This window comes from Brevibacillus parabrevis (assembly GCF_003710905.1).
GTDB lineage: Bacteria > Bacillota > Bacilli > Brevibacillales > Brevibacillaceae > Brevibacillus > Brevibacillus parabrevis.
Window position 1 is genome coordinate 106884 of sequence record NZ_RHHV01000002.1, and the last position, 23805, is coordinate 130688.

At 53.5% G+C, this 23805-nt stretch carries 19 protein-coding genes; 17 read left to right on the forward strand and 2 right to left on the reverse strand.

All coding sequences use genetic code 11. The features are described from left to right. The first annotated feature begins 1 nt into the window (after position 1). The 10 genes from EDM60_RS01125 (at position 2) to EDM60_RS01170 (ending at position 13661) form a co-directional block, all read left to right on the forward strand. On the forward strand, positions 2–946 hold the full coding sequence (locus tag EDM60_RS01125; RefSeq protein WP_122962300.1) for a 1-phosphofructokinase family hexose kinase: 945 nt from the start codon (positions 2–4) through the stop codon (positions 944–946). Between the two features lie 18 nt (positions 947–964). Further along, positions 965–1975, forward strand: coding sequence for an ROK family protein (locus EDM60_RS01130; RefSeq protein WP_122962301.1), 1011 nt, complete (start codon positions 965–967; stop codon positions 1973–1975). A gap of 14 nt (positions 1976–1989) precedes the next feature. After that, on the forward strand, positions 1990–5094 hold the full coding sequence (gene ebgA / locus EDM60_RS01135) for a beta-galactosidase subunit alpha (protein WP_122962302.1): 3105 nt from the start codon (positions 1990–1992) through the stop codon (positions 5092–5094). A gap of 91 nt (positions 5095–5185) precedes the next feature. Next, positions 5186–6919, forward strand: a complete 1734-nt coding sequence (locus tag EDM60_RS01140) for a cache domain-containing sensor histidine kinase (RefSeq protein WP_122962303.1) — start codon at positions 5186–5188, stop codon at positions 6917–6919. After that, positions 6891–8081 carry a response regulator gene (locus EDM60_RS01145; protein WP_122962304.1) on the forward strand — a complete coding sequence of 397 codons (1191 nt, stop codon included), beginning with the start codon at positions 6891–6893 and terminating at the stop codon, positions 8079–8081. The genes EDM60_RS01140 and EDM60_RS01145 overlap by 29 nt, the downstream gene beginning before the upstream one ends. Before the next feature lie 119 nt (positions 8082–8200). Beyond that, complete coding sequence (locus EDM60_RS01150) at positions 8201–9502, forward strand: ABC transporter substrate-binding protein (RefSeq protein WP_122962305.1); 1302 nt, start codon at positions 8201–8203, stop codon at positions 9500–9502. 57 nt (positions 9503–9559) lie between these two features. Then, positions 9560–10480 carry a carbohydrate ABC transporter permease gene (locus EDM60_RS01155; RefSeq protein ID WP_174769215.1) on the forward strand — a complete coding sequence of 307 codons (921 nt, stop codon included), beginning with the start codon at positions 9560–9562 and terminating at the stop codon, positions 10478–10480. Then, positions 10477–11289, forward strand: coding sequence for a carbohydrate ABC transporter permease (locus tag EDM60_RS01160; protein WP_083955838.1), 813 nt, complete (start codon positions 10477–10479; stop codon positions 11287–11289). Before EDM60_RS01155 ends, EDM60_RS01160 begins: the two co-directional genes overlap by 4 nt. A 13-nt stretch (positions 11290–11302) precedes the next feature. Further along, positions 11303–11974 carry a YesL family protein gene (locus EDM60_RS01165; protein ID WP_122962307.1) on the forward strand — a complete coding sequence of 224 codons (672 nt, stop codon included), beginning with the start codon at positions 11303–11305 and terminating at the stop codon, positions 11972–11974. After that, positions 11964–13661, forward strand: coding sequence for an amylo-alpha-1,6-glucosidase (locus EDM60_RS01170; protein ID WP_122962308.1), 1698 nt, complete (start codon positions 11964–11966; stop codon positions 13659–13661). Before EDM60_RS01165 ends, EDM60_RS01170 begins: the two co-directional genes overlap by 11 nt. Before the next feature lie 63 nt (positions 13662–13724). Here the strand turns inward: EDM60_RS01170 and EDM60_RS01175 are convergent, their stop codons facing one another. Continuing rightward, complete coding sequence (locus EDM60_RS01175; protein WP_122962309.1) at positions 13725–14237, reverse strand: hypothetical protein; 513 nt, start codon at positions 14235–14237, stop codon at positions 13725–13727. Positions 14238–14316: 79 nt separating this feature from the next. Further along, on the reverse strand, positions 14317–15639 hold the full coding sequence (locus EDM60_RS01180; RefSeq protein WP_141254210.1) for a hypothetical protein: 1323 nt from the start codon (positions 15637–15639) through the stop codon (positions 14317–14319). Positions 15640–15930: 291 nt separating this feature from the next. On the opposite strand from EDM60_RS01180, the gene EDM60_RS01185 reads away from it, so the two are divergent. The 7 genes from EDM60_RS01185 to EDM60_RS01215 are packed head-to-tail and all read left to right on the forward strand — an operon-like array spanning position 15931 to position 23738. Continuing rightward, positions 15931–16974, forward strand: coding sequence for an extracellular solute-binding protein (locus EDM60_RS01185; protein ID WP_122962311.1), 1044 nt, complete (start codon positions 15931–15933; stop codon positions 16972–16974). A 12-nt stretch (positions 16975–16986) separates the two neighbouring features. Then, positions 16987–17802: an ABC transporter permease gene (locus EDM60_RS01190; protein WP_122962312.1), complete on the forward strand. Its 816-nt coding sequence runs from the start codon at positions 16987–16989 to the stop codon at positions 17800–17802. After that, positions 17802–18593, forward strand: coding sequence for an ABC transporter permease (locus EDM60_RS01195; RefSeq protein ID WP_122962313.1), 792 nt, complete (start codon positions 17802–17804; stop codon positions 18591–18593). The genes EDM60_RS01190 and EDM60_RS01195 overlap by 1 nt, the downstream gene beginning before the upstream one ends. Beyond that, a complete protein-coding gene (locus EDM60_RS01200) occupies positions 18594–19646 on the forward strand; it encodes an ABC transporter ATP-binding protein (RefSeq protein WP_229049777.1) in 1053 nt (350 codons plus the stop codon). Positions 19647–19656: 10 nt separating this feature from the next. Further along, a complete protein-coding gene (locus tag EDM60_RS01205) occupies positions 19657–20457 on the forward strand; it encodes a sugar phosphate isomerase/epimerase family protein (RefSeq protein WP_122962314.1) in 801 nt (266 codons plus the stop codon). A gap of 48 nt (positions 20458–20505) precedes the next feature. Next, positions 20506–21906, forward strand: a complete 1401-nt coding sequence (locus EDM60_RS29030) for a lamin tail domain-containing protein (RefSeq protein WP_122962315.1) — start codon at positions 20506–20508, stop codon at positions 21904–21906. Next, positions 21873–23738, forward strand: a complete 1866-nt coding sequence (locus EDM60_RS01215; protein ID WP_122962316.1) for a glycerophosphodiester phosphodiesterase — start codon at positions 21873–21875, stop codon at positions 23736–23738. The genes EDM60_RS29030 and EDM60_RS01215 overlap by 34 nt, the downstream gene beginning before the upstream one ends. Positions 23739–23805 lie beyond the last annotated feature (67 nt).

The window sequence follows — 23805 nt, forward strand, 5'->3', positions numbered from 1 at the left end:
CATGCTCGTCACAGTGACGCTGAATGCGGCGATCGACAAAACGTACCGCCTCGCTCATTTTCGCGCGGGGGAACTGCATCGCACTCAGGAAGTATGGAGTTTGCCGGGGGGAAAAGGCATCAATGTAGCGCGGGTCGCGAATACGCTGGGCCAAAAGGTAGTGACGAGCGGGTTTGTGGCGGGGCATAACGGGAGGTTCATCGCCGAAGGATGCAACCGCGAAGGGATAGCCACCTCGTTCGTCGAGGTGCAGGGAGAGTCGAGGCTGTGCCTGACTTTTCTCGACGAGCAGGCAAAAACGGTGACGGAAGTATTGGAACCGGGGCCAGCGGTTGGAGCGGATGAGCTGGCTTTGCTGCAAGCGAGGTTGACGCGCTTGGCACAGCAAGCGACGTATGTGGTTTTTTCCGGGAGCTTGCCGCGCGGACTTCCGGTGAACACGTACGCCGTACTCATAAAAGGGCTGGCTTCCTCGGGAGCCAAATGTGTTCTCGATACGAGCGGTGCGGCGCTGGCAGAAGGGATCGGGGCAAAGCCTGAGTTGATCAAGCCGAATCAGCCCGAAGCGGAGGCGATTCTCGGCTACTCGCTGGACAGTGACGATGCCCGGTACCGAGCCGTTCGCGAGCTGTGCAGGCGGGGCGCCAAGCGGGTGCTGCTCTCGCTGGGACAGGAAGGAGCCTGGTTCGGCGATCAAGACCAGACATGGCGCATTTCGGCTGTCCCGTTGGCCGAAGCAGAAGTGAACAACACGGTAGGGTGCGGCGATTCGCTGCTTGCCGGAGTGCTGACCGGGCGCATGCGCGAGCTGGCATGGCCGGACGCGATCCGGTTGGGCATGGCTTGCGCTGCTGCGAATACAAGCTCGTTTGGGGCAGGCGTGGTGACGGCTGAGGCCGTTCAGAGCATGATGAACAGGCCGATGCATGTGGAGCAGGTTGGGTAAAGGAAAGGAGGGAGTGTCATGCGTCATGTAATCGGGCTGGATGTCGGCGGCACCACCATGAAAGGCGCGGTTATGGACGAGGCAGGGCGGATTTTGGTTCGGGGAGAAAAGGAGACGCGGGTGTACAACAATTTGCCCATCCTGATCGAGCGAATGGCTGGGCTCATTGATGAATTGCGGAAGCAAGCAAAAGGGAGCGTCGAAGCGGTAGGCATCGGCTTTCCCGGTCCGTTCGACGCCGAGCGCGGCATATCGGTACATTCGCCCAATTTTCAGCTCCATCAGGCCGACATTCGTACGCCGCTCGCCAAGCTGGTCGACTTGCCGCTGTTTTTTGACAACGACTTGCGCACGGCTACGCTCGGGGAAGCCGTATTCGGAGCGGGACGGAACGCGTCTCACCTCGTCTTTGTACCACTCGGCACAGGCGTGGGAGCGGGGATCGTGAACGAAGGACGGCTCGTTACTGGCAGCAGCGGGTTTGCGGGAGAGATTGGGCATGTCCATGTTCCCGGGCTGACCGCTGCCTGCAATTGCGGCAAGATCGGCTGCGTCGAGACGGTCGCTTCTGCTACGGGAATCGCGAGGCTGGCCCGCGAGCGACTTGCTCGGGCGCTGGCGGAAGGAGCGCCAAACGCGGAACCGTCGTCGGTCATGCATGCCTTGTGCGGCGGTGAGCTGGAGCGTCTGACAGCGGAACACGTGGCAAAAGCGGTTGCGCAGGAGGATCGGCTGGCGATCGAGGTATGGGAAAAAGCGTGCGACGTCATCGGCTGGGCGCTGTCTGTCCTGATCAATGTGTTCAACCCGCAGCTTGTGGTGGTAGGTGGAGGCGTTTGCCGTGCCGGGGAACTGCTGCTTGCGCCTGTGCAAAAAAGCGTAGCGCGCTATGCCATGGATGTCGTGGGACAGCAAGCCAAGGTTGTTTTGGCGCAGCTTGGGGCAGATGCAGGAATGTTGGGTGCGGGAGCGTTGGCGCTGCAAGCGATGCAGCGGGAACAAGGCACTTGCGAATCGTTACGAGGATAAAGGAGTGGACGCAGATGAAACAACTGAATGACTGGGCAAACCATCAACTGCTGCAAAGGAACCGCTTGCCGGCTCGGGCTTACTTTTTATCGTACCCGGAGGCGACGCAAGCATTGACTTACGACAGGGGCGCGACCCCGTGGTTTCAGCTGTTGAATGGGCAGTGGCAATTCGCCTATGCGACATCGCCGCTGAGTGCCCCGGATGACTTTTTTGCCGACGACTATGACGCTGCGGACTGGGGGCGAATCCAGGTTCCGGGTCATTGGCAGCTGCAAGGCCATGGGAAGCCGCACTACACCGACTTGTACTACCCGTTTCCCGTCGATCCGCCGCATGTGCCTTCCGATAATCCGACTGGCTGCTACTTGCGCGAGTTTACCGTTTCGCCAGAATGGGAACAGCATCAGGTCATTTTGCGGTTTGAAGGGGTGGACAGCGCTTTTCACGTTTGGCTGAACGGCGCAGAGGTTGGCTACAGCCAGGGAAGCCGCCTGCCGTCCGAGTTCGATGTGACGGAATTGCTGCGTACCGGGAAAAATCGTCTCGCGGTTCAGGTGTATCAATGGTCGGATGGAACGTATCTCGAAGACCAGGACATGTGGTATTTGAGCGGCATTTTCCGCGACGTGTCGCTGATTGCCCGGCCCAAGCTGCACGTCAGGGATGTGGCGGTCGTAACCGAGCTGGACGACAAGTATCAGGATGGCATCCTGCGTGTGCGCGTACATGTGGAAAACAGCGGGGCGGAGCGACTTGGCGGGGTAAGCGTGACAGCCAAATTGCTCGATCAGTTCCGGCAGCCTGTGGCGGCGGAAGTGCAGCGGATTGGCGGTACGGTTGAAGCAGGCCAGGAAACGCTCCTCGATCTGCGGTTGCCCGTGTCAGGGCCGAAAAAATGGTCAGCGGAGGAGCCGAATTTGTACCACTTGCTGCTGGAGCTTGGGCAGGAGGCGAGCGGAACGGTGGAGGTCATTCCGATTCGCGTCGGCTTCCGTTCGATTGAGGTAAAAGGGAACAACTTTTTCGTCAATGGCGTGCCCATTCGTCTGAACGGCGTCAATCGGCACGATCACCACCCCGATCTCGGGCGCGCCGTTCCTTTTGAAACGATGCGCGAGGACGTGCTGATGATGAAGCGCCACAACATCAATGCCGTTCGCACCGCGCATTACCCGAACGATCCGCGCTTTTACGACTTGTGCGATCAATACGGTCTGTACGTCATGGATGAAACGGATTTGGAGACGCATGGCTTCCAGTTGACCGGGAACATCAGTCAGCTCAGCGACGATCCCGAGTGGGAGAACGCCTATGTCGAGCGGATGGAACGCATGGTCGAGCGGGACAAAAACCATCCGTCGATCATCATGTGGTCGCTCGGCAACGAATCCGGCTTCGGCTGCAATTTCCGCGCGATGGCGGCGTGGTGCCGACAAGCCGATCCGACCAGACTGATTCATTACGAGGAAGATCGGGAAGCGGAAGTATGCGATGTGTTCAGCACGATGTACTCTTCCGTCGAAAAAATGATGCAGCATGGAGAAAACGAGCAATTGCAAAAGCCGCATATCATGTGCGAGTACGCTCACGCGATGGGCAACGGTCCTGGCGGCTTGCGCGATTACGCCAACGTCTTTGACAAGTATCAACGCCTGCAAGGCGGCTTTGTCTGGGAGTGGATTGACCACGGTCTGCGTCAATGGACGGAAGATGGACGGGAGTATTTTGCCTACGGGGGAGATTTTGGCGACTACCCGACGAACGGCAACTTTGTCATCGACGGTTTGATCCGTCCTGACCGCACCCCGTCGCCTGGTTTGCTCGAATATAAAAAAGTGATCGAGCCGATTACGGCAGCCGCAGTCGACTTGAAAGAAGGCGTCGTCACTCTGCACAATCGCTACGATTTTTGCACGCTCGATCACGTGCGGATGGTCTGGAGCATCACCGCAGATGGACATGTTTTGCAAAGCGGAACGATGAGTCTGCCTGACGTAAAAGCAGGAAGCCGTGCAGACGTCGTGATCCCGTATGAAGTGCCGGAGTTTGCGGCAGAACAAACCGATTATTGGCTTACCGTATCATTTGTGCTTGCCCAAGATGAGACATGGGCGCACGCCGGGCATGAGCTTGCCTGGGCACAATTCGCTTTACCAGTGTCCGCACCGCAGCCAGCAGCAGCGGTTTCCCGGAAAATCTCGCCTGGACATCTGGAAGCGGCAGAAACGAAGCGAGAAATCACACTTGCAGGCGGCGACTTCCGGTTTGTTTTTGACAAAGCAGACGGCGTGCCCAAAAGCTGGGTGTTTGCGGGCAAGGAATTGCTTGTTGCGGGGCCGCGGCTGACTTTTTGGCGGGCGCCGATCGACAATGACATGTACGTGGTAGAAGACTGGCGCAAGGCGTTTCTGGACCGTTTGCAGACACGGGTCGACTCGGTCGCTTTGCAGCAGGAACGCGATGATCGCGCCGTCATTGTTTGCGATGTGCGGATTGGCCCGCCTGTCTACGCCTGGGCATTTGCCTGCCGATACACGTACACGGTATTCGGAAACGGCGAAGTGCATGTTGAGGTGCAGGGAACACCGCACGGCACGCCGCCAGCCATGTTGCCGCGAATCGGCTTGAAGCTGTTGATTGCCAAAGATTTGGAGCGCGTATCCTGGTACGGCCTCGGCCCAGGGGAGTCGTACAGCGACAGCAAGGAAGCGAATCGCGTCGGCGTATACCACGCCAGTGTCGATGAGCTGTACACGCCGTATGTGTTCCCGCAGGAAAACGGAAACCGCACGGACACGAGATGGATGTCGATCACTGATCAGCGCGGGATAGGTTTGTTCGCGAGCGGCCAGCCGACGATGGATTTCAGCGCCCTTCGCTACGATACAGACGATCTGGAGCAGGCCAAACATGTGACCGACTTGGTGAAAAGGGACTATGTGACGCTGCATCTGGATTATCGGCAAAACGGTCTGGGAAGCAACAGCTGCGGTCCCAAGCAATCGGAACAACATGCGTTGCGTCCAGAAGCATTCCGCTTCCAGCTACGCCTCGCTCCCTTTTTCAAAGACGCCATTTCGGAAATCCAGTTGAGCAAACAGCAAATAAGTGACTAAAGCACACCTATTAGCCACCTGAAAAACGTTGTACAATTTAATTAAAGATTGAATAGTGCAACTAATCGAATAACGGTGGTGGTTCTGTCACATGAAATCATGGTTGCTCGTTCCGCGCAGAAGTATCCACGCCAAGCTGCTCGCTTGTATGCTCATCGCCGCCATCATCCCGCTGTTTATTCTCGGCAGCATGGCTTACTGGAAGTCGTCGATGGTCGTGCGGGAGCAGTTTGGCACATCCGGGGAGTACATTGCGACACAGCTGCAAATCCAGATCGACAACTACCTGAGTCAAATGCGCTACATCGCCTACGACATCAACACGTACTTGTCCGACCCCACGCTGATCGTCATGCGCGAGGAGCAGCCGAAAACATACGCGGGCTTTCTGGAGCAAAAAAACTTTGAACGTTTCTTGGGGGCGTACAGCACGCAGGATACGAAAGGCATCTTCATCGTGACGCCCTCGGGGTATTTTTTCGGGAAAAATGTGATCAACGGACAAGACTTGCAGCGCGAACAATGGTGGAAGGCGTTGCCCGCGAAGCTCACAGGAGAGAGCTGGATCGGTTTTTACACCCCTCGGCATTACGTCGGGTTTGAACAAACCGAATTTCGCCATAGCGAAAAGGTGCTGGGACTGGTCGTGCCTGTTCTCAGCGGTTACGGCGTGCTCAAGGACAGCCGGATTTTGATTGAAATGAAAGCCGGGAAGCTGTTTCAGCTGTTTCAAAAGCTGGAAGACGACATGAAGGCGTACGTAACGATCACCGATGAAAACGGCCGCCTGATTTACCAGACAGCGGGCCGTTTTACCGAACAAAAAGACGACATCGTCTGGAACAAGCCGCTGGAATCGAACAACTGGATGATGCAGGTGCGCTTGCCTTACGAGCAGATGAATCGTTCTGCCGATGTGATTGGCTCTTTTTTCGTGGCTGCCCTCGTCTTGTCGGCAGCGCTGGCAGTCATGCTCGCCTATTTGTTTTCCCGACGAATCACCGGAAAAATTCGCAGGCTGGAAGAAACGATGCGGCTGGTCGGCACAGGCGAGCTGCAAACGCGAGCGACAGTCGATACGGAAGACGAGCTGGGCAGGCTCGGCGTGAGCTTCAATCAGATGGTCAGGAAAATCCAGACGCTGGTCGCTGAGGTGAGCAAAACCGAGCAATTGAAAAAAGAGGCGGAGCTGCGCGCCGTCCACTACCAGATTAACCCACATCTGTTGTTTAATACGCTCAACTCCATCCAGTGGAAGGCAAGGCTCTCCGGAGCGAATGAAATCGGCAGCATGCTCTACCACCTGATCAAAGTGCTGGAAGGCAACCTCGACATCTCGCAGGAGCTGGTGCCGCTGGAAAAGGAACTGAAGACAGCCGGGCATTTTTTGGAGATTCAACAGTTTCGCTACGGGCCTGTCTTTTCGTTTGAGCAGGACGGCGTGGAGGCGTGCAGCCGTTATTTGATTCCGCGCATGACGCTCCAACCGCTCTTGGAAAATATTTTTTTCCACGCTTTTGAAGACGGAGAAGGGATCATCCGGATTGCGGTTCAGGAAGAAGCAGGCATCGTGACGCTGCTGTTGCGCGACGATGGCGCGGGAATCGAGCCGCAGCGGCTTGCCCAGCTCTTGGACCCGGAACTGCAACGCTCCAGCAAGCGGGGTCTTGGCGTGTTCAATGTGGATCAGAAATTCAAGCTTCATTTTGGCAAGGAATACGGGTTGAACATCTCGTCAGTCAGAGGAGCAGGAACCACGATTCAGATCACATGGCCGAAAAGGGAGGAAGTGCCTGATGAGCATCAAGGTAATGATTGTGGATGATGAGGTGCTGGTGCGAAAAGGTCTGAAGGCGATGGTGCCGTGGAGCCGTTACGGTATGGAGGTAGTCGCGGATGCCCCGAATGGGCGCAAGGGCTGGGAAGCTTTTATGCAGATTCAACCTGAGCTTGTGATTACCGATATCGTCATGCCGGAAATGGATGGTTTGGAGCTGTGCAGGCGGGTCAAGGAACAGGCGCCGCAGACGAAAGTGCTCTTGCTGAGCTGCCACCGCGACTTTACTTTCGCCCAGCAGGGAATCTCTCTCGGTGTGTCTGGCTATTTGCTCAAAACCGAGTTTCAGGATGATGAGTGGGATTCCCTGCTGCAAAGGATGAGAGCTGAGCTGACAGGGGAGAAAAAGCAACCGCCTCAACCTCGCGAACGGCAAAAGGAGTGGAGGCTCGAATTTGGAACATGGCTGACGGGCTTGAATCGCGGCTTTGAGCAAAGCCTGGCTGCCATGCTGGAAGCGCAGTGGGGCTGGATGAACGATGCCACGCGCGTATGGTTGCTGGCAGGCATGGGCGAGTATCGGGAAGAGCAGGAACGGGTAATGTTGTCACGGGAGCTGGATACGACCTGGGAATGGATTCCGTGTGGAGATCACCGCTTCCTGTTTTGTCCCGCTGATTCGTGCAGGCAGGTGGAATCGCTGCTGGTGGAATGGAAGCTGGCTGGAACCGTGACAAGCTGGGAAACAGCGGGTCCTTTTAGCGGGCGCGAGCAGTGGCTGCTGACGGTGCGCACGCTGTACAAAAAGACGGAATGGGCGAAAAAATTCGGCGTGATGCAGGATGCGTGGCAGGAGCCGATTCGCCAGGCCGTTCACTATGCGCTCGATCGGCTGGACACGCCGCTGACGGTAAGCGAGGTCGCTTCACAGGTCGGGCTGAGCCGCAGCCACTTTAGCGTGTTGTTTAAAAAAGGCGTGGGCGAGAGCTTCGGGGAGTTTCTCGACAAGCGTCGCGTGAGAATCGCGCAAGGCATGCTTGGCGAGACAACGATGTCGATCCAGGAAGTGGCGGAACGCGTCGGTCTGCCTGACGCCAAATACTTTAGCAAATGGTTCAAAAAATACACAGGCATGAGTCCCAGTCATTACCGTTTCAAACAAAAAGAGGAGTCTGGCCGAACAATCGTCCACTCCACCGCGCAAACTTGATTCGGCCCGGAAAAAGGAAACAAATTCGCGTACTAATTACGAACAGATGGCGGTTTCCCCATATTTTTTCTTTCATTAGAATGGAGAAAAATCAGGCTGTAACTCAAGGGGGGGCACAGATGAAAAAGATGGCGTCAAAATGGATGACAGCCGGGATGGCACTACTTCTCGCTGTAGTGACGGGTTGTTCGCAAAGCCAGCCAGCAGAGACACAAAACACGGGCAGTAACACTGGCAGCACAACGCCGACATCGTCTGAAAAAAAGGAAACGGTTACATTGCGCTTTGCGACATGGGACACGGATGAAATGCTGAAAATTCAGCAAGATATCGCGAAGAAATTCGAACAAAAAAATCCCGGCGTGAAAGTGCAGGTCGAAGCGTATGCCGATGGTTTTGACCAGAAGCTGGTCGCGGCATTCGGTGCGAAAAACCCGCCGGATGTCATGTACATGTGGGATTTCCCGACTTACCATGCGTCGCTTGAGTCGCTGGATGAATTTGCAAAAAAAGATTCGACAGTCGCCATCGACGACTTTTATCAAGGACTCCTGAATTACAACCGCTACAACGGGAACTTGTACGGATTGCCTGCCGGGTTCTCGACGCGCGTCATGTTTTACAACAAAAAGCTGTTCAACGAGGCGAATGTGCCACTGCCGACAGACGGCTGGACGTACGACGACTTTAAAGCAGCAGCCAAACAGCTGACGGTCCGTGAGAAGAAGCAGTACGGATTTGCCGTTCGCTCTGAGCCGGATACGTACGACCTGCAGGAAGTGGTCTGGAGCAATGGCAGCAGCTTTATCAGCCCGGATGGAAAATCGATCGATGGATTCATGAATAGCAAAGAAACCGCGCAAGCTTTGCAAGTTTTCAGCGATCTGACGAAGGAAAAGAGCGCGGTGCTCGTCGGAGGCAAAAATCAGCAAAGCGGAAACGACTTGTTCAAAGCTGGCAAGCTGGCGATGTATGACAACGGCGTATGGTCGCTGGAGTCTTACAAAAAGGCAAACGTCGATTTCGGCACGGTTGTAATGCCGCAGTTCCCTGGCAAGCAGGGCAAAGGTGTCATCGCCACTTCCTCGGTGTCGATCGCCAAAGACTCCAAGCATAAAGAGCTGGCTTGGGAGTTCGTGAAATACTTCGTTTCCAGCGAAGCGATCAAAATGCGCACGTCCGATCTGCCTGTACGGATCAGCGTGGTTCAGGAGAAAAAGCTCGATCAGGACGCCCTGTACGCTCCGTTTTACAAGATGCTGGAGAAGTCGAACGATACGCCAGCGTTCCTTTTGCACCCGCATTGGAACGAGATCAATCGCAATCTCTCGGCGGCGGTCAATGCGATCATGCTGGGCCAAAATGCCGAAGAGCTGCTGAACAAGGCGGTCAAGGACTCCCAGAAGTACATGCAAAAATAAGGGAAGGATGTCAGGGACGTGAAAACAGAGACAATCGTGACGCGTGAGCAGCCTGCCATGACCGTACAACCCAAAAAAATGAACTGGGGGGCGCTTCTCACCCCCTATCTTTTTATCCTCCCATGGATCATCGGCTTTCTCGCTTTTACGCTGGGACCGATGCTGTTTTCGCTCGTAATGAGCTTTTTTGACTGGCCTGTAGAGGGGGAGGTTACCTTTGTCGGGCTGGACAACTACGTCAACATGTTTACCGATGACCCGCTGTTTTGGCAATCGCTTTGGGTAACGATCAAGTTCGCCCTGCTGTTTGTGCCGCTCAATCTGATCATCGCCCTGTTTTTGGCGATCATGCTTAACCAAAAAGTGCGGGCAAGCGGCTTTTTCCGGACGGTGTTCTACTTGCCGAGCGTGATTTCCGGCGTGGCGCTGGCGATGATCTGGGCATGGGTGTATGACGGCGAGTACGGCATTTTCAACTACTTGCTCAGCCTGATCGGAATTACCGGGCCGGATTGGTTGAATGACACCTCATGGGCGCTCGTCGCCATGGTCATCGCCAGTCTGTGGGGGCAAGGCTCGATGGTGCTGATTTTTCTCGCGGGGCTGAAAGGGATTCCCGAAAGCTTGTATGAAGCTGCATCCATTGACGGCGCGGGTACAGTGCACAAGTTTTTTCGCATCACACTGCCGATGATCAGCCCGACGCTTTTGTTCAACCTGATCATGACGATCATCAGCGCGTTTCAGCAGCTCAGCCTGGCGCTTTTGCTCACCGGGGGCGGGCCGTTGCAATCGACTTACTTTTACGCCATGTACGCGTACGACAACGCCTTCAAATACTTCAAGATGGGGTATGCGTCGGCGAACTCGTGGTTTATGTTTTTGATCATTTTGGTGCTGACTTTCATCGTCTTCAAAACATCCGGAGGCTGGGTGTACTACGAAGGTGACAATCGCAAGGGAGGGGAGGAAGCTTGATTCGCAAAGCGATATCGTATACGAGCTTGATCTTTTTCTCCTTTCTGTTTCTGGCTCCGTTTTACTGGATGGTCTCTACTGCGTTGAAGTCGGATCAGGAGATTTACACGTATCCGCCCAAATGGATTCCTGACGTCTTGCACTGGGAGAACTTCGCCAATGCGTGGATGTCGCAGCCGTTCAATCTGTTTTTGCAAAATTCGTTGAGCGTGACGCTCTTGACGACGATCGGCCAGCTGATTTCCTCATCGCTGGTGGCATACGGGTTTGCCAGATTTACGTTTAAAGGCAGGGACTTCCTGTTCATGGTCGTGCTGGCGACGATGATGATTCCGTGGGAAGTGACGATGATTCCGCTGTACATGGAATTTAATTACTTGAACTGGATTAATACCTTGAAGCCATTGATTGTGCCCTCCTTTTTCGGGGCGCCGTTCTATATTTTTTTGATGCGTCAGTTTATTTTGACAATTCCTCGCGAGCTGGATGAAGCGGCACGCATCGATGGGGCAGGCCCGTTCCAGATTTACGCGCGCATCGTGGTTCCGCTGATGATGCCTGCGCTGATTTTGATTAGCGTCTTCAATATTATGAACACCTGGAATGATTATTTGGGGCCGTTGATCTTTTTGAATGACCAGAGCCAGTACACTTTGACGCTCGGGCTTGCGCAATTCAAAGGCATGTACGACGTGGAAGCGACCGGGCTGATGGCGGTCACGATCCTGATCTCGCTGCCGCCGCTCGTGCTCTTTTTCCTCGCCCAGCGGTATATCGTCGACAACGCGGCAGGGGTCGGCATCAAGTGAGGAGGCGTGGCAGGTGAAACATCGGGAGAAATGGGAAGGGGCATTCTGGTCGGTTCATCAATGCGGAGAGTGGCTGTTGCGGCTGGCAGTAGCCCACCTGCTCTGGATCGGCGGCACGCTTTTGGGAGGCGTCGTGCTTGGCATTTTTCCGGCGACCGCAGCCATGCATGAGGTGCTTGGCGGGCAAGGCTCAGGCGGAAACAGGGATGACAGAGGAATCGCAGCGGCTTTCTGGTATGCGTACCGCCGTTACTTTTGGCGAAGCCAGCTATTGGGATATGCCCTGTTGCTGTCGGGAGTCGTGTTGTGGGGCGACCTGATTTTTTTCCTTGGTTTGGGCACAAAATGGAGCCTTGTCTGCGCAGCTTTGTTGGCAGGAATCAGTCTTCTGCATACCGCGATTTGCTGTCACGCTTTTGCCTTGCTTGTGCGCCTGGATCGCGGCTTTTGGGCAGGAATCAGGCAGTCGTTCTGGGCGGTGGCGGCTTTTCCCCTGCACGCTATGGTGACGGTCGGCGGCGTGTTTTTGTGCGTGGGCATCATGCTTGTCTTGCCTGCGCTGCCGATCTTGTTGGGGGCAAGTGCGCTTGTCTGGTGGATGGCAGTGCGGACGGTTCGCTTGCTGGAAAAGTGCGAGCGCAAAGCAACTACACAGCAACTACGGGGTGAAACATATGCAGTTTGATTTGGGAATCGTTCCTTTTAGCCGATACGGGTCTTTTCTCGTCGTTTCCCGGCTTGGCAGCGACAAGCGGGCAGAGGGACTGTACTTGCGCAACGTGCGTGGCGGAGACAATCGTGACGGAGCTGTATTTCGCCTGGAGCTGGTAGACGGCGGGGTGGCCGTTCCTTTTGAAGCAGTCGCTACGCCAACTGTGCTCGTGCTGCGGGCAGAGCAAGGCGAGCTGGAATTGTGCATGGGCGAGCCGCAGCTTGTTCAGGTTCGCGGACGGGGTGTCGGCTTGCGGCTGGTGGTGGAATCGGAGGCCGCGGATTACGTCATGCCAGCACCAGCCGACTGCCTGGTAGTCAACCATTTTACGACCGAGCTGTACTTTCGACTGACACCGCTTGCTGGAAAAGTGGCGGTAGAAGACGCGTGGAAGGCGACGCGAGACAGTCAGGTCAAGCTGTCGTTTTTGCCTGACGGTCAGACGGGTGAGCTGGAGGGCGTAATCGAGGAATTTCAGACGGTGTGGCGAGAGCGCAGCTATCCTGATTTTGCTTCCGGTCGCGCTCGGGTGGAGCAAGAGTATCGCGAATGGCTGGGACAGACTCTGCCACTTTCGGAAGCTGCTCGTGAAGACGGGCTGGCAGAAGCGCGCGAGCTGGCAGCGTATATAACGTGGTCGTGTGTCGTAAGGCCAGAAGGGTATTTGCCGCGTCCGGCGATGTACATGTCGAAAAACTGGATGACCAACATCTGGAGCTGGGATCATTGTTTCAATGCGATGGCCTTGACTCGCTGGAATTTGCCGCTCGCCTGGGATCAGTTGATGGTGTTTATCGACAGGCAGGATGAGAGCGGCGTGTTCCCCGATTTTATCAACGACAGGTATGCGCTCTGGAACTGCTGCAAGCCGCCGATTCACGGCTGGACGCTGGGCTGGATGCTGGCGCGCAACGACGATGTTACCGATGAGATGCTGACAGCGATATACGAGCCGCTATGCCGTTGGACGGACTGGTGGTTCCGCTACCGCGATGATGATCAGGATGGCATTCCTCAATACAATCACGGCTATGATTGCGGCTGGGACAACAGCACGGTTTTTCTCGACGGGACACCGATTGAAAGCCCGGATTTGCCCGCGTATCTCGTGTTGCAAATGGATGTTTTGGCGGGAGTGGCGAAGCGGTTGGGTCGGGATGACGAGGCGCAAGCCTGGGAAGAGAAGTCGGAAGCGACTTTGCAGCGATTGCTGGCACAGCATTGGGATGGGAAGAAGTTTTTTGCGACACGTTCGGGGAGCGACCAGCCCACCCGAGGTGACAGCTTGATCTGCTACATGCCGCTTGTGCTCGGCGAAAAGTTGCCCAAAGAGCTGCGCGACCAGTTGATCGCAGATGTGCGGGAGCGCTTTTTAACGGACCACGGACTGGCTACGGAGAGCCCGGCAAGCCCGTTTTACCGCAGCGATGGCTACTGGCTCGGCCCGATTTGGGCGCCGGTGACCATGCTGTTGGTCGATGGTTTGCGCCGTGCGGGCGAACAAAAGCTTTCCCAGGAAATTGCCCGACGCTTTTGCCGGATGGCGGCGGCAAGCGGGATGGCGGAGAACTTCGATGCCCTGTCGGGTGCGGGACTGAGAGACAGGGCGTTTACGTGGACGTCCAGCGTGTTTTTAATGTTGGCGCATGAGTATGTGTGAGTGACAAAAAAGGACGATGGCTGCTGGAAAAGAGCGTAGCCATCGTCTTTTTCACCTTCCTTGCTAAGGAGTAGGGTTTTCTTTATAAGGATAGGTAATTTTCAAGCGGTAATAATCGTTACTCAAGTACTTATATTGTATCTTTAGAATTTTTCCTCCTTCATAAACTAAAAAACTTGATTCATTGACCAAAGCATGAAAGCTGCTAATCTTTCCTTCGTTTTTCAATATTGGCAATACTTCATTGTAAAAAGCATTAAACTCATTCTCATTGGAGTACGTCCGATAAAATGGTGAGCAGCTGTCTGTTATACCTTCAAAAACTGTACGTTCAGGAAGTGGCAGTTTGAGTTCCTCACACTGGAAGGAATGGCTAGGGGCCAGATAACTTTTTAGAGCATGTTGAAATTCTCTGTCCCAAAAAAACAATTGAATAAGGATGAGCAAGGAAAGAGCAAATACGATCTGCCACTTCCTTTGGCGCCATCCTGCGCGGCGAAGTACCAAAGAAAAGTAGATTAGGAAGATGACAAGAAAGAACAGGGAGTAAAAAATGTGGGACAGGGGAATTGGCATAGATCCTCCATGGTGAGCGTGTATTGCATTTTGAAATACAAAGTCATAACAAACCGCACTTCACTATCTGAAATACTATTTAGTTGTGTTTTATCGAAACATAGTAGGTAGACAAATAAATGGGGCGGATATAAGCGTCTTTAGAAGTCGCTCCCCAGTGATCATTTATCCTAAGAAACTCGTAAGTCCATACGTGGCGTGTATCATTGCTATCTCGAAAAGTTGCCTCGTATTCTTTGGCTCCCTTAACAGTGACTGTATGATCATAGTAAGGTTTCGAGTCCATGCTATAATACCCTGGCCCATCACTATCTAAATAGTTTTTAATATCGTCGTAATCTGGGGTGACTATTTCTTCATCATCACTTGTGGATTGAGATGAATCCCCTACTGCGTTAGCTGCAATTTTGTATAAGTTAGCATTATCCCAAGGATAGACCCCGTTGTCCGGTTTAACAAAGTATTTTGATTTAATCATTGCGTCGTATGCTTTCTTTTTATTGGAAGAGGATAAGTTAGAGTGATAGTTCATAATTTCTAATGTGCTAATTAATGCGCAATCATTATCGTAGTTATCCCATGGACTATCATCCTGATTTATTTCAGGAACATAGTAAGATTGGCTATACTCTTCGGATACTTTGACATTTGTATATCCATCATTTTCTAAGTATTTTTTTAACCATACGCCTGGATCTGTAATATAGTCGCCGTCGTATCCTTCGTTAGCACCTGAAAGAAAAGTTGAAAATAGTGAATCTAGCGTATCTTCAGTGGTATTCTCCCATTTATTCTGCATCTGAGTAGTGTTTATAATTCTCTTTTTGTTTGGCTCGCTATTGTTTTCCCTCTTCAATTCATCTATTGACTTTCCTTTATCCTTACCTTCAATTACAACGCCATCGTGATTAACTGAAAAATGCTGAAACTGGTTAGAATATAAAGTTTTGTTATTATCGAAATATGAAGAATCAATCTTTTCAAAGGAGAATTGAAGCAGCTCGCCGCTATCGGAGTCCACAATAACGAACCCTTCTGTGAAAATAACAAGAACCTCTGATAAGCGATCTTCCAAGTCATGCACAGGAATAATTTTCTTTACTTTAAACATGCCTTTCTTTATTTGTTCAGCCCAAGGGGATTCTGTATCGACTGCGGAAATAACCATACTCTCCATTAGAGCTTGAGCGGTGCCATTTGCTATTTTTTCAAGATCGTTTGTACTAAGTATTGATTTCCTATTCTTGGGAATATATTTTCCGATTTCTTTTACAAATCGCTCGTTACTACTTTTACTGATGAGCATAGATGAAGAAGACTCTTTTGCTACTCCGGTATCTGGATAAGCTAAAGTTGATAAAAGAAGTGCGCCAGCAACTAGTAAGAGATTTTGTTTACTCATATTACCTTCAAAGTAAAAAAATGTAATTAAATCACTTTGAGTATATTTATTATACATTTTATTGTCAATATTTTACCAATCTTTAACATTCATTAAAAATTGTAACACATTCCCTTAACATTCAAGGCTTATAGTAAAAGCAACAAGCAAATAGCTTCGGAACCATTGGGTGGAGACATGTGAAAACCCATAGTTTCTTCGTACGTGCGCCAGGTGGCATGCGGAAGGACTATGTGTTTTTTTGTGTCTCCCTTTTTGTGTTCCGCTCAAAACGACAGGAGGAATCAGAGGATGAAACGTGGTTGGCTTGGCTTGACCTTGGCAGTGGCAATGGTGGGTATGGTCGGTTGCTCTGCGGCGGGAAGCGCAACTGGAGCAGCTGGGGGCGCCGGAAAAATGGCGATTGTGTACAACAACTCTGATGAGTGGGCGAGCTTTGGCACGATTCGCCAGGCGTTCAAGGAAAAGACCGGGATCGAAGTACCGAATGACAATAAAAACAGCGGCCAATCCGTGACAGCGATGATTGCGGAAAAAGACAGCCCGATCGCCGATGCGGTCTACTACGGAATCGTCTTCGGCTCTCAGGCGGTCGAGAAAGATTTGGTGGAAGGCTACAAGCCGCCGCATTTTGACGAGATTCCCGCAGCGTTGAAAGACCCTGACGGCAAGTGGATGACAGTGCACTACGGCGCGATCTCGTTCATCGTCAACAAGCAGGCACTGGGCAGCACCCCTGCGCCACAATCGTGGGCAGACCTTTTGAAGCCGGAGTACAAGGGCAAAGTCGGATTCCTCGACCCGTCCTCGGCTGCCGTAGGCTACAGCGTGACCGTAGCGGCCAACCTCGCCATGGGCGGCGATTTGGACAACTGGAATCCGGGCATCGATTACTTGAAAAAGCTGGAGGCAAACGGAGTCATCCATCCAAAAGGAACAGCCAATGCCAAAGTGATGAAAGGCGAAATTCCGATCATTATCGACGCCGATTTCAACGGCTACAAGATGAAGTACGAAGAAAACGGCCCAATCGATGTGGTCATTCCAAAAGAAGGCTCGCTGAAGCTGCCGTACGCCATGTCGATTATCAAAAATGCGCCGCATAAAGAGGCCGGACAACAATATCTCGACTTCCTGCTCTCCGACGAAGGTCAGCAAATGTTCGCCAAAGGCTTTGTCCGCCCGATCCGCAACGTGCAGATTCCAGGCGAGGTCGAAAGCAAGTTCTTGCCAGCGGCTGATTATGAGCGCGTCCGCGACGTTGACTTTGCGAAAATGAATCAGGTTCAAAACGCTTTTATCGAGCGTTGGAAGAGTGAAGTTCTTGCCAACTAGAGGAGTTTGTCTATGAAAAGAATGGGCGTTGCCGTCTTTGTCTTACCGATTTTCCTGCTGTTTGCGTTCTTTTTCCTGTATCCGCTCATCGTGCTGGTCGTAGCGAGCTTTCAGCGCGGCGGCGAGCTTACGGCGGGCAATTACGCTCAGATCATCACCAACCCGCAGTATTTGCACTCGCTGTGGAACAGCTTGTGGCTGTCTCTGTCCGTGACCTTGGTTGCGCTGGTTTTGTCTGCTGTGCTCGCCTTCTTTTTGGCCCGGCATTCGTTTCCGGGGAAGACGCTTTACTTTACGCTGCTGACTTTTCCGATCTCTTTTCCGGGCGTTGTCGTTGGCTTCATGATCATTATTTTGTTTGGTTCGACGGGCATTTTGCCGATGTTGTCCGAGCTTTTGACCGGGGAAAAAAAGCTGGTGTTTGCCTACACGATTGCCGGAATTTTTTTGGCCTACCTGTATTTCGAGATTCCGCGCATTGTGATGACGCTGTACGGGGCGATCAAAGATTTTGACCAGACGCTGGAGGAGGCTGCCCGAACTATCGGGGCCACGCCATGGCAGGCGATCCGCTATGTGGTGCTGCCGACGCTTTATCCGATCTTTCTCTCGGCGGGAGCACTTGCCTTTTCCACGTCGATGAGTGCATTCGGCACAGCTTTCACGCTGGCGAACGACTTCGATATTTTGCCGATCCTGATGTACAACGAGTTCACGCTCAATTTCAACATTGAAGTAGCCAGTGCGATCGCGGTCGTCATCGGGCTTGTCTGCGTGGGAATTAACCTCGGGTATCGCGTGCTGGTCGAGAAGGAGGGGCGTTCTTGATGCAAACAGCAGGAAAAGCGTTGGTTTACGTGCTGGTTTTTCTGATCAGTGCGCTCATCCTCTCTCCCTTGTTGTTTACCGTTGCCGGATCGTTTGCGGTGTACTGGGGCGCTGACATGTATTCGGCGGGCGTAACCTTGTCCTGGTATGCAAAAGTATTCGAGAAATTTGGGCATACGATTGGCTTTACGCTGGTGCTCGCTTTTTGCACGGTGCTGGTCAATACGGTGCTGGGCACGATGGCCGGCTACTGGTTTTACCGTTGGAAAAGCCGCTGGGTGTTTGTGCTGGAGGAACTGCTGTCTTTGCCGATCGCCGTACCAGGCATTGCGATTGCCCTGGCGCTGATTCAGACGTATCCCGCGATGCGCGCATCCGGTGCCTTGATGCTGGTCGGGCATGTAATCATTACGTTTCCGCTGATGTTTCGGACTGTGCTCGGCACGCTGCGGACAAAAGATTTTCGCACGCTCGACGAATGCGCAGCTACGCTGGGAGCCGGGCCGATGTACCGCTTTTTCCATGTGATTTTTCCGAGCATTCGCGGGGCGATTCTCTCCGGTGCCGTCATGGTATTCATGCTGTCGCTCGGCGAGTTCAACATGAACTTTTTCCTGTACACGCCGCTGACGGTGACATTGCCGATCGGGCTGTACGAAGCGTACTCGACGCTGCGGATTGAATTGGGCAGTGCGTACACGACACTGTTTTTGGCGATGGCGATTCCGCTGATGTACTTGCTGCATCGCCTGAACCAGAGTTCGGCCTTTTCGCGAAACGGAGGGGTGTAGATGGAGGAGAGCACGGTGCAATCGATGGAAATTGCCATTCGTGGCGTATCAAAAACTTTTCAGGATGGAACGACGGCCTTGCAGCCGATCGATTTGCAGGTAGCGGCAGGCGAGGTGCTGGTGCTGCTCGGGCCATCTGGCTGCGGGAAAAGCACGCTGCTGCGGATGATTGCCGGGCTGGAGCAGCCGACAGCCGGACGTATTTTGATCGGGGATCGCGACGTTACCCAGCTTCCGCCGGAAAAGCGGGGGATCGGCTTTGTTTTTCAACAGTACGCCTTGTTTCCTACGATGACGGTGGAAGAAAACATCATGTTCGGCATGAAGCTGCGCAAAATCGGCAAGCAGGAGCAGAAGGCCAAGCTGGAGGAACTGCTCGCCTTGATGAACTTGACGGAGCTGCGCAAGCGACTGCCTATTCAGTTGTCTGGCGGGCAGCAACAGCGTGTGGCGATTGCCCGCGTGCTGGCGACTGACCCGATGATTTTGCTGATGGATGAGCCGTTGACGGCACTGGATGCCAAATTGAAGGAGCACCTGCGGTTGGAGCTGGCCCAGTTGTTTCGCAAGCTGCACATTACGACGGTATACGTGACGCATGACCAGACAGAAGCGATGGCGATTGCCGACCGGATTGTTGTGATGAACAAAGGGGTCATCGAGCAGAGCGGTACGCCGAAAGAGATTTACCTCAAGCCGAAATCTTCATTTGTGGCCCAGTTTGTCGGGCAAGTGAACCGCTTGCGGGCAAAGGTCAAGACAGCGGAGCGTGGCAACGTCCTCGATTTGGGATTTTACCAGCTTCCGTACAAAGGGGAGAGCCGGGCAGTCGCGGACATCGACGTGTTCCTTCGCCCGGAGGACGTATATCTCACGCAAGAAGCAGGCTTTTCTGCACGCGTGCAGGACGTGATTTTTCTCGGCGATCATTACCGCGTCATTGCCGAGTCCGGCGGGCAAAAGCTCGTTATCGACGTCGGAAACGACACGCTGATCCACGAAGGAGATCAGGTGCAACTGGAAATACGCGAAGACAAAATCATTTACGCATGAGGTGACGGGGATGAAAAAAGAAATTTGCTACTCCGACTTGGCGCTTTTGACGCAGCCGATTGAGGCGAATATCGAGTTGCTTCTGGAACACGGCGCAGACAAAATCGAGCTTTTGATGGACGGGCTGCAATGGGATGCCATGGACGATCAGATCGCCCGCATGAGCAAAGTGTTGCCCCAGTACAACGCAGGGTACACGGTGCACCCGCCAGCATGGGACACCAGCTTGACCAGCGAGAACAAAGCGATTCGCGAAGCGTCTTTTTCCGAGTACGCGAAAGCGATCCAGTTCGCGCATAACATCGGGGCAGAGCATGTCGTGATTCACCCCGGCTTTTGCTTCTCGCCCGTCTTTGACAAGGAAATTGCCCAGATGCGAGCGGCTGACGCGATTCATCGCCTGTGCAAAATAGCCGCGCCGCTCGGCGTGAAGCTGGCTGTGGAAAATGTAGGTTACAAAGGCGCGTCGATTTTCAGCGAAGCGGAGTTTGCGGCTTTTCTGGATGGAATGGACAGCGTCGCAGGGTACTTGCTCGACACCGGACACGCTTATTTGAACGATTGGGACATTCCGGCACTCATTCGCAGTATTTCGCACCGACTGCTTGCCGTGCATTTGCATGACAACTACGCAACAGGAGACGATCATTTGCCGATTGGAGAAGGCGGCATCAGCTGGGAGCCTGTTTTTGCCACACTTGCGCAGACCGCGCCGGATTGCCAGCTGATTTTGGAATATGCGCCGGGCACAGAGCTGGTCAAGCTTCAGCAAGGAAAAAGCGTGCTGCTGGAGCGATTGCAGCTCGTGTAAGCAAGCAAACCGCACTACTACCATGATCAAAAGGAGTGGAGAGGGAGCATGAAAAGAAAGCAGACGAAGCAAACAGGCAAAACAGGAACGCAAAAGAGGGCAGCGGCAGCATCTGTACTTGCGTTGACCGTCCTGCTCAGCAATGTCCCGGTGCATGCCGAGAATGCGACAGCGGTCACTGAGACAGAAGCAGGAAGCAGCACAGCAGGCGACACGAAGGCAGAAGAGACTGGGACAGACGCGCCAGAAACCGGAGCAGCCGAAGACGCTACCGCCGGAGAGAACGACCCAGCAACTCCGGAAGCGCCAGGGGAAGTGCCCGCAGGTGATGCCGAGACGACACCAGGAGAAGCTCCTGCCGAGGTGCCAACTGATGCGCCAGCTCCAGAGGAAATTCCTGCTGTACCGAGCGTGGAAGCTTTGCAGATCATGCAAGACTCGCCGATCAAAATTACGGAAATTTTGTACGATGCAGACGGCTCCGACGATGGAACCGAGTTTCTGGAGATTTCCAATCTGGGAACGAAAACCGTCGATATTAGCGGCTACATGATCGGCGATGAGGAAACAAGAGGCGGCGGCGAGGGAATGTTCGCTTTTCCGCAAGGCACGAAGCTTGCTCCCGGACAATCCATCACGATTGCCCAATCGTCGCTGATCAACAAGGCCAAATACCGCTATACTCCCGATTTTGAGCTTCCGCCTGTCGAGCAGTACAACCCGCAAGACGACCCGGATGTGCCGAATTTACTGCCGACCGATTGGGCAACAGGGACGATTGTCATGGCAAACGGCGGCGATGACGTGCTGCTGATGGACGACAAGTACAACGTTCTCGACTATGTTCCATACATCAAAGACACGACTTTTAACGGCAAAAAAGTTAAGGCGGCCAAGCCGTTGAACAACTTGGGCGAATCTTTGCAGCGAATCAAGCAAACGGGAGATGCTTCGGTCGACTTTTACTCGCTGTTCCCAAGTCCGGGAACGTGGAGCGACAAGGAGCCGGAAGAACCGGACTTTGGTCCGAGCGACTCTTTGATCATCACAGAGGTTATGAATGATCCGCTGTTTGATGAAAGCACGGGCGAATTTGTCGAGATTACGAACATATCGGATAAAGCTATCGACATTAGCGGCTATTTGATTGGAGATGAAGAAACAAAAGGCGGCAGCGAGGGAATGCACGCGTTCCCGCCGGGGACAATCATTCAACCGTACCAGCCAATCGTTGTCGCCCGTTACGCGGATGGCATCGTAGAGCGTCACCAGACGAAACCGGACTTTGAAATTTTCGAGTCGATGGACGATGTACCGCAAATGCTGCCGACGAAGTGGGCTACTGGCAGCCTGTATTTGGCTAACAGCGGCGATCATGTGATTTTGGCTGATCCAGAGCGCGCGTCATTGACGCCATGGTATACGGCGATGCCAAATTCCCGCAAGTAACGGCACACCCGGGAGTGGCAGGCGGTCACACGATGGAACGCTTGACAGGTGAAGATACGAACGACGCTTCCAAAGATTTTGTCGACCAGCCTAATCCGACTCCGGGAGGTCTTCTGTTCGGCCCGGATGCTCTCGTAGACAAAATTCCGAAATCCGATTTGAAAGACAACGTCCTGATCGTGAAGGAGCCAGAGACTGGTGTTGTATCGCCAGTGACAGTAATTGGCTGCTATCAATCCGGCGATGTCTCGGCATTGGCTTCGTCCGGTGTTTCCTCCGTATTTTTGATCGTAGGCAAAAATATTGACGGACAACTGATTGTGTCGGCGGGAGACAGACCGCTTTTGGCCGATGCCCTCGATCAATTGGCGAACAAAGCGATTCCGATTTTGTCCATCGAATCGAAGGAGTTGGTGCCAGCTGTTGACCAGCTTTTGACAGAGCGTTCCTTGACCGATGTGCACATCGTATCGAGCAACCCGGAGATTGTCCGTGCAATGCGGGAGAAAAACGATGAATACCGCGGCGCGATCCTGGACGGTGTGGACGAGCTTGATTTGGCCAAGCAAAAGCAGTTGGTAAAAACCGTACGCGCCAGCAAATCGAACGTGCTGATTTTGCCTTACGACCGTGTGAATGCGGAAGTGGCTCGCTATTTCCGTCTGCGGGGAATTACGGTATGGGCAATCGAAAAAGCCGGAACCGTGCAGCATCACGATCTGGTCAGCATGGGTGTGCGCGGAATCATCTCTGCACAGCCAGAAACGGTGTTGTCTGCTCTGGCAGCCTATCCGACCGAGACGTTGACACAGCCGCCGATCGTCTACGCGCACCGCGGCATTCCGTCCAAAAAGCCGGAAAACACGATGTATTCGTTCCAGGAGGCCATTGACCTGGGAGCAGATATCGTGGAGACGGACATTCATAAGACGAAGGACGGCAAGCTTGTCCTGATTCACGACTTTGATCTGGAGCGCACGACAAACGGCACGGGAAAAGTAAAAGACTACACGCTGGCAGAGCTTCGCGCACTGGTTGCCAACAAGCAAGACCCGGAAAACCCGGACTGGTACCAGCCTGAGATTACAGATGCCCGCATCCCTACACTCGACGAGCTGCTGGAAGCGGCAAAAGGCAAAGCCGTACTCGATCTGGAAGCAAAAAGCATCGGCTACGAAAGAGAAATCATCGAAGCCATTGAAGCGCATGACATGGTGGAAGACGTCATTCTTTGCAGCTTCAGCTCGGAAGTATTGAACCGTTTTGCCGCGTTGAATCCCGAAGTCGGGCTGGGCTATGTGCTGAGCGGCTCCAAGCCGGAAACGAAGAAGGATCAATACGCGGAGAAGCTCGTCACAGATGCGATCCAGCTCAATGCCCAATACTTCCTCGACCAGGCGATTTTGACACCGGAGCTGGCGCGCTACGCCAAGCATCGCGGATTGCCGCTCGGCGTGTACACCGTAAACGAAAATGCGCAGATTGAGGAAGCGTTGCGTACAGGTGTGAGCGGGGTTGTTACCGACTACGCACAACGTTTGCTGACAGCACCAATTCGCGTCGATGCGCCGCAAAGCTCGCTGGAATTGACCGCAGGTGAAGTGAAGCCGCTCGAAGCGATCATCGACTATCGCGTGGCGGAAGACCAGTTGGCGCCAGCCCGCATTCGCCTGATTGACAACCATGACGCGGCAGTGGAAGTGGCAGCAGACGGCAAGAGCCTGATCGCCAAAAAGGCTGGCACAGCCAAGGTTCAACTGAGTGTGGAAGTGCCATCTGGCGGCAAGACGTGGAAAATGGTCACGACCGTGATCGAAGTGAAGGTCAATTAATTGTTTCGCGAAACAGGAGGGGGAGCTGCTTCCCTCTCCTTTTGCTACTATGACGTTTGTGCGAAAT

Coding starts and splice junctions, on each gene's coding strand:
- EDM60_RS01125 (WP_122962300.1), top strand. CDS start 2: ATGCTCGTCACAGTGACGCTGAATGCGGCGATCGACAAAACGTACCGC.
- EDM60_RS01130 (WP_122962301.1), top strand. CDS start 965: ATGCGTCATGTAATCGGGCTGGATGTCGGCGGCACCACCATGAAAGGC.
- ebgA (WP_122962302.1), top strand. CDS start 1,990: ATGAAACAACTGAATGACTGGGCAAACCATCAACTGCTGCAAAGGAAC.
- EDM60_RS01140 (WP_122962303.1), top strand. CDS start 5,186: ATGAAATCATGGTTGCTCGTTCCGCGCAGAAGTATCCACGCCAAGCTG.
- EDM60_RS01145 (WP_122962304.1), top strand. CDS start 6,891: ATGAGCATCAAGGTAATGATTGTGGATGATGAGGTGCTGGTGCGAAAA.
- EDM60_RS01150 (WP_122962305.1), top strand. CDS start 8,201: ATGAAAAAGATGGCGTCAAAATGGATGACAGCCGGGATGGCACTACTT.
- EDM60_RS01155 (WP_174769215.1), top strand. CDS start 9,560: ATGACCGTACAACCCAAAAAAATGAACTGGGGGGCGCTTCTCACCCCC.
- EDM60_RS01170 (WP_122962308.1), top strand. CDS start 11,964: ATGCAGTTTGATTTGGGAATCGTTCCTTTTAGCCGATACGGGTCTTTT.
- EDM60_RS01175 (WP_122962309.1), bottom strand. CDS start 14,237: ATGCCAATTCCCCTGTCCCACATTTTTTACTCCCTGTTCTTTCTTGTC.
- EDM60_RS01180 (WP_141254210.1), bottom strand. CDS start 15,639: ATGAGTAAACAAAATCTCTTACTAGTTGCTGGCGCACTTCTTTTATCA.
- EDM60_RS01185 (WP_122962311.1), top strand. CDS start 15,931: ATGAAACGTGGTTGGCTTGGCTTGACCTTGGCAGTGGCAATGGTGGGT.
- EDM60_RS01190 (WP_122962312.1), top strand. CDS start 16,987: ATGAAAAGAATGGGCGTTGCCGTCTTTGTCTTACCGATTTTCCTGCTG.
- EDM60_RS01195 (WP_122962313.1), top strand. CDS start 17,802: ATGCAAACAGCAGGAAAAGCGTTGGTTTACGTGCTGGTTTTTCTGATC.
- EDM60_RS01200 (WP_229049777.1), top strand. CDS start 18,594: ATGGAGGAGAGCACGGTGCAATCGATGGAAATTGCCATTCGTGGCGTA.
- EDM60_RS01205 (WP_122962314.1), top strand. CDS start 19,657: ATGAAAAAAGAAATTTGCTACTCCGACTTGGCGCTTTTGACGCAGCCG.
- EDM60_RS29030 (WP_122962315.1), top strand. CDS start 20,506: ATGAAAAGAAAGCAGACGAAGCAAACAGGCAAAACAGGAACGCAAAAG.
- EDM60_RS01215 (WP_122962316.1), top strand. CDS start 21,873: ATGGTATACGGCGATGCCAAATTCCCGCAAGTAACGGCACACCCGGGA.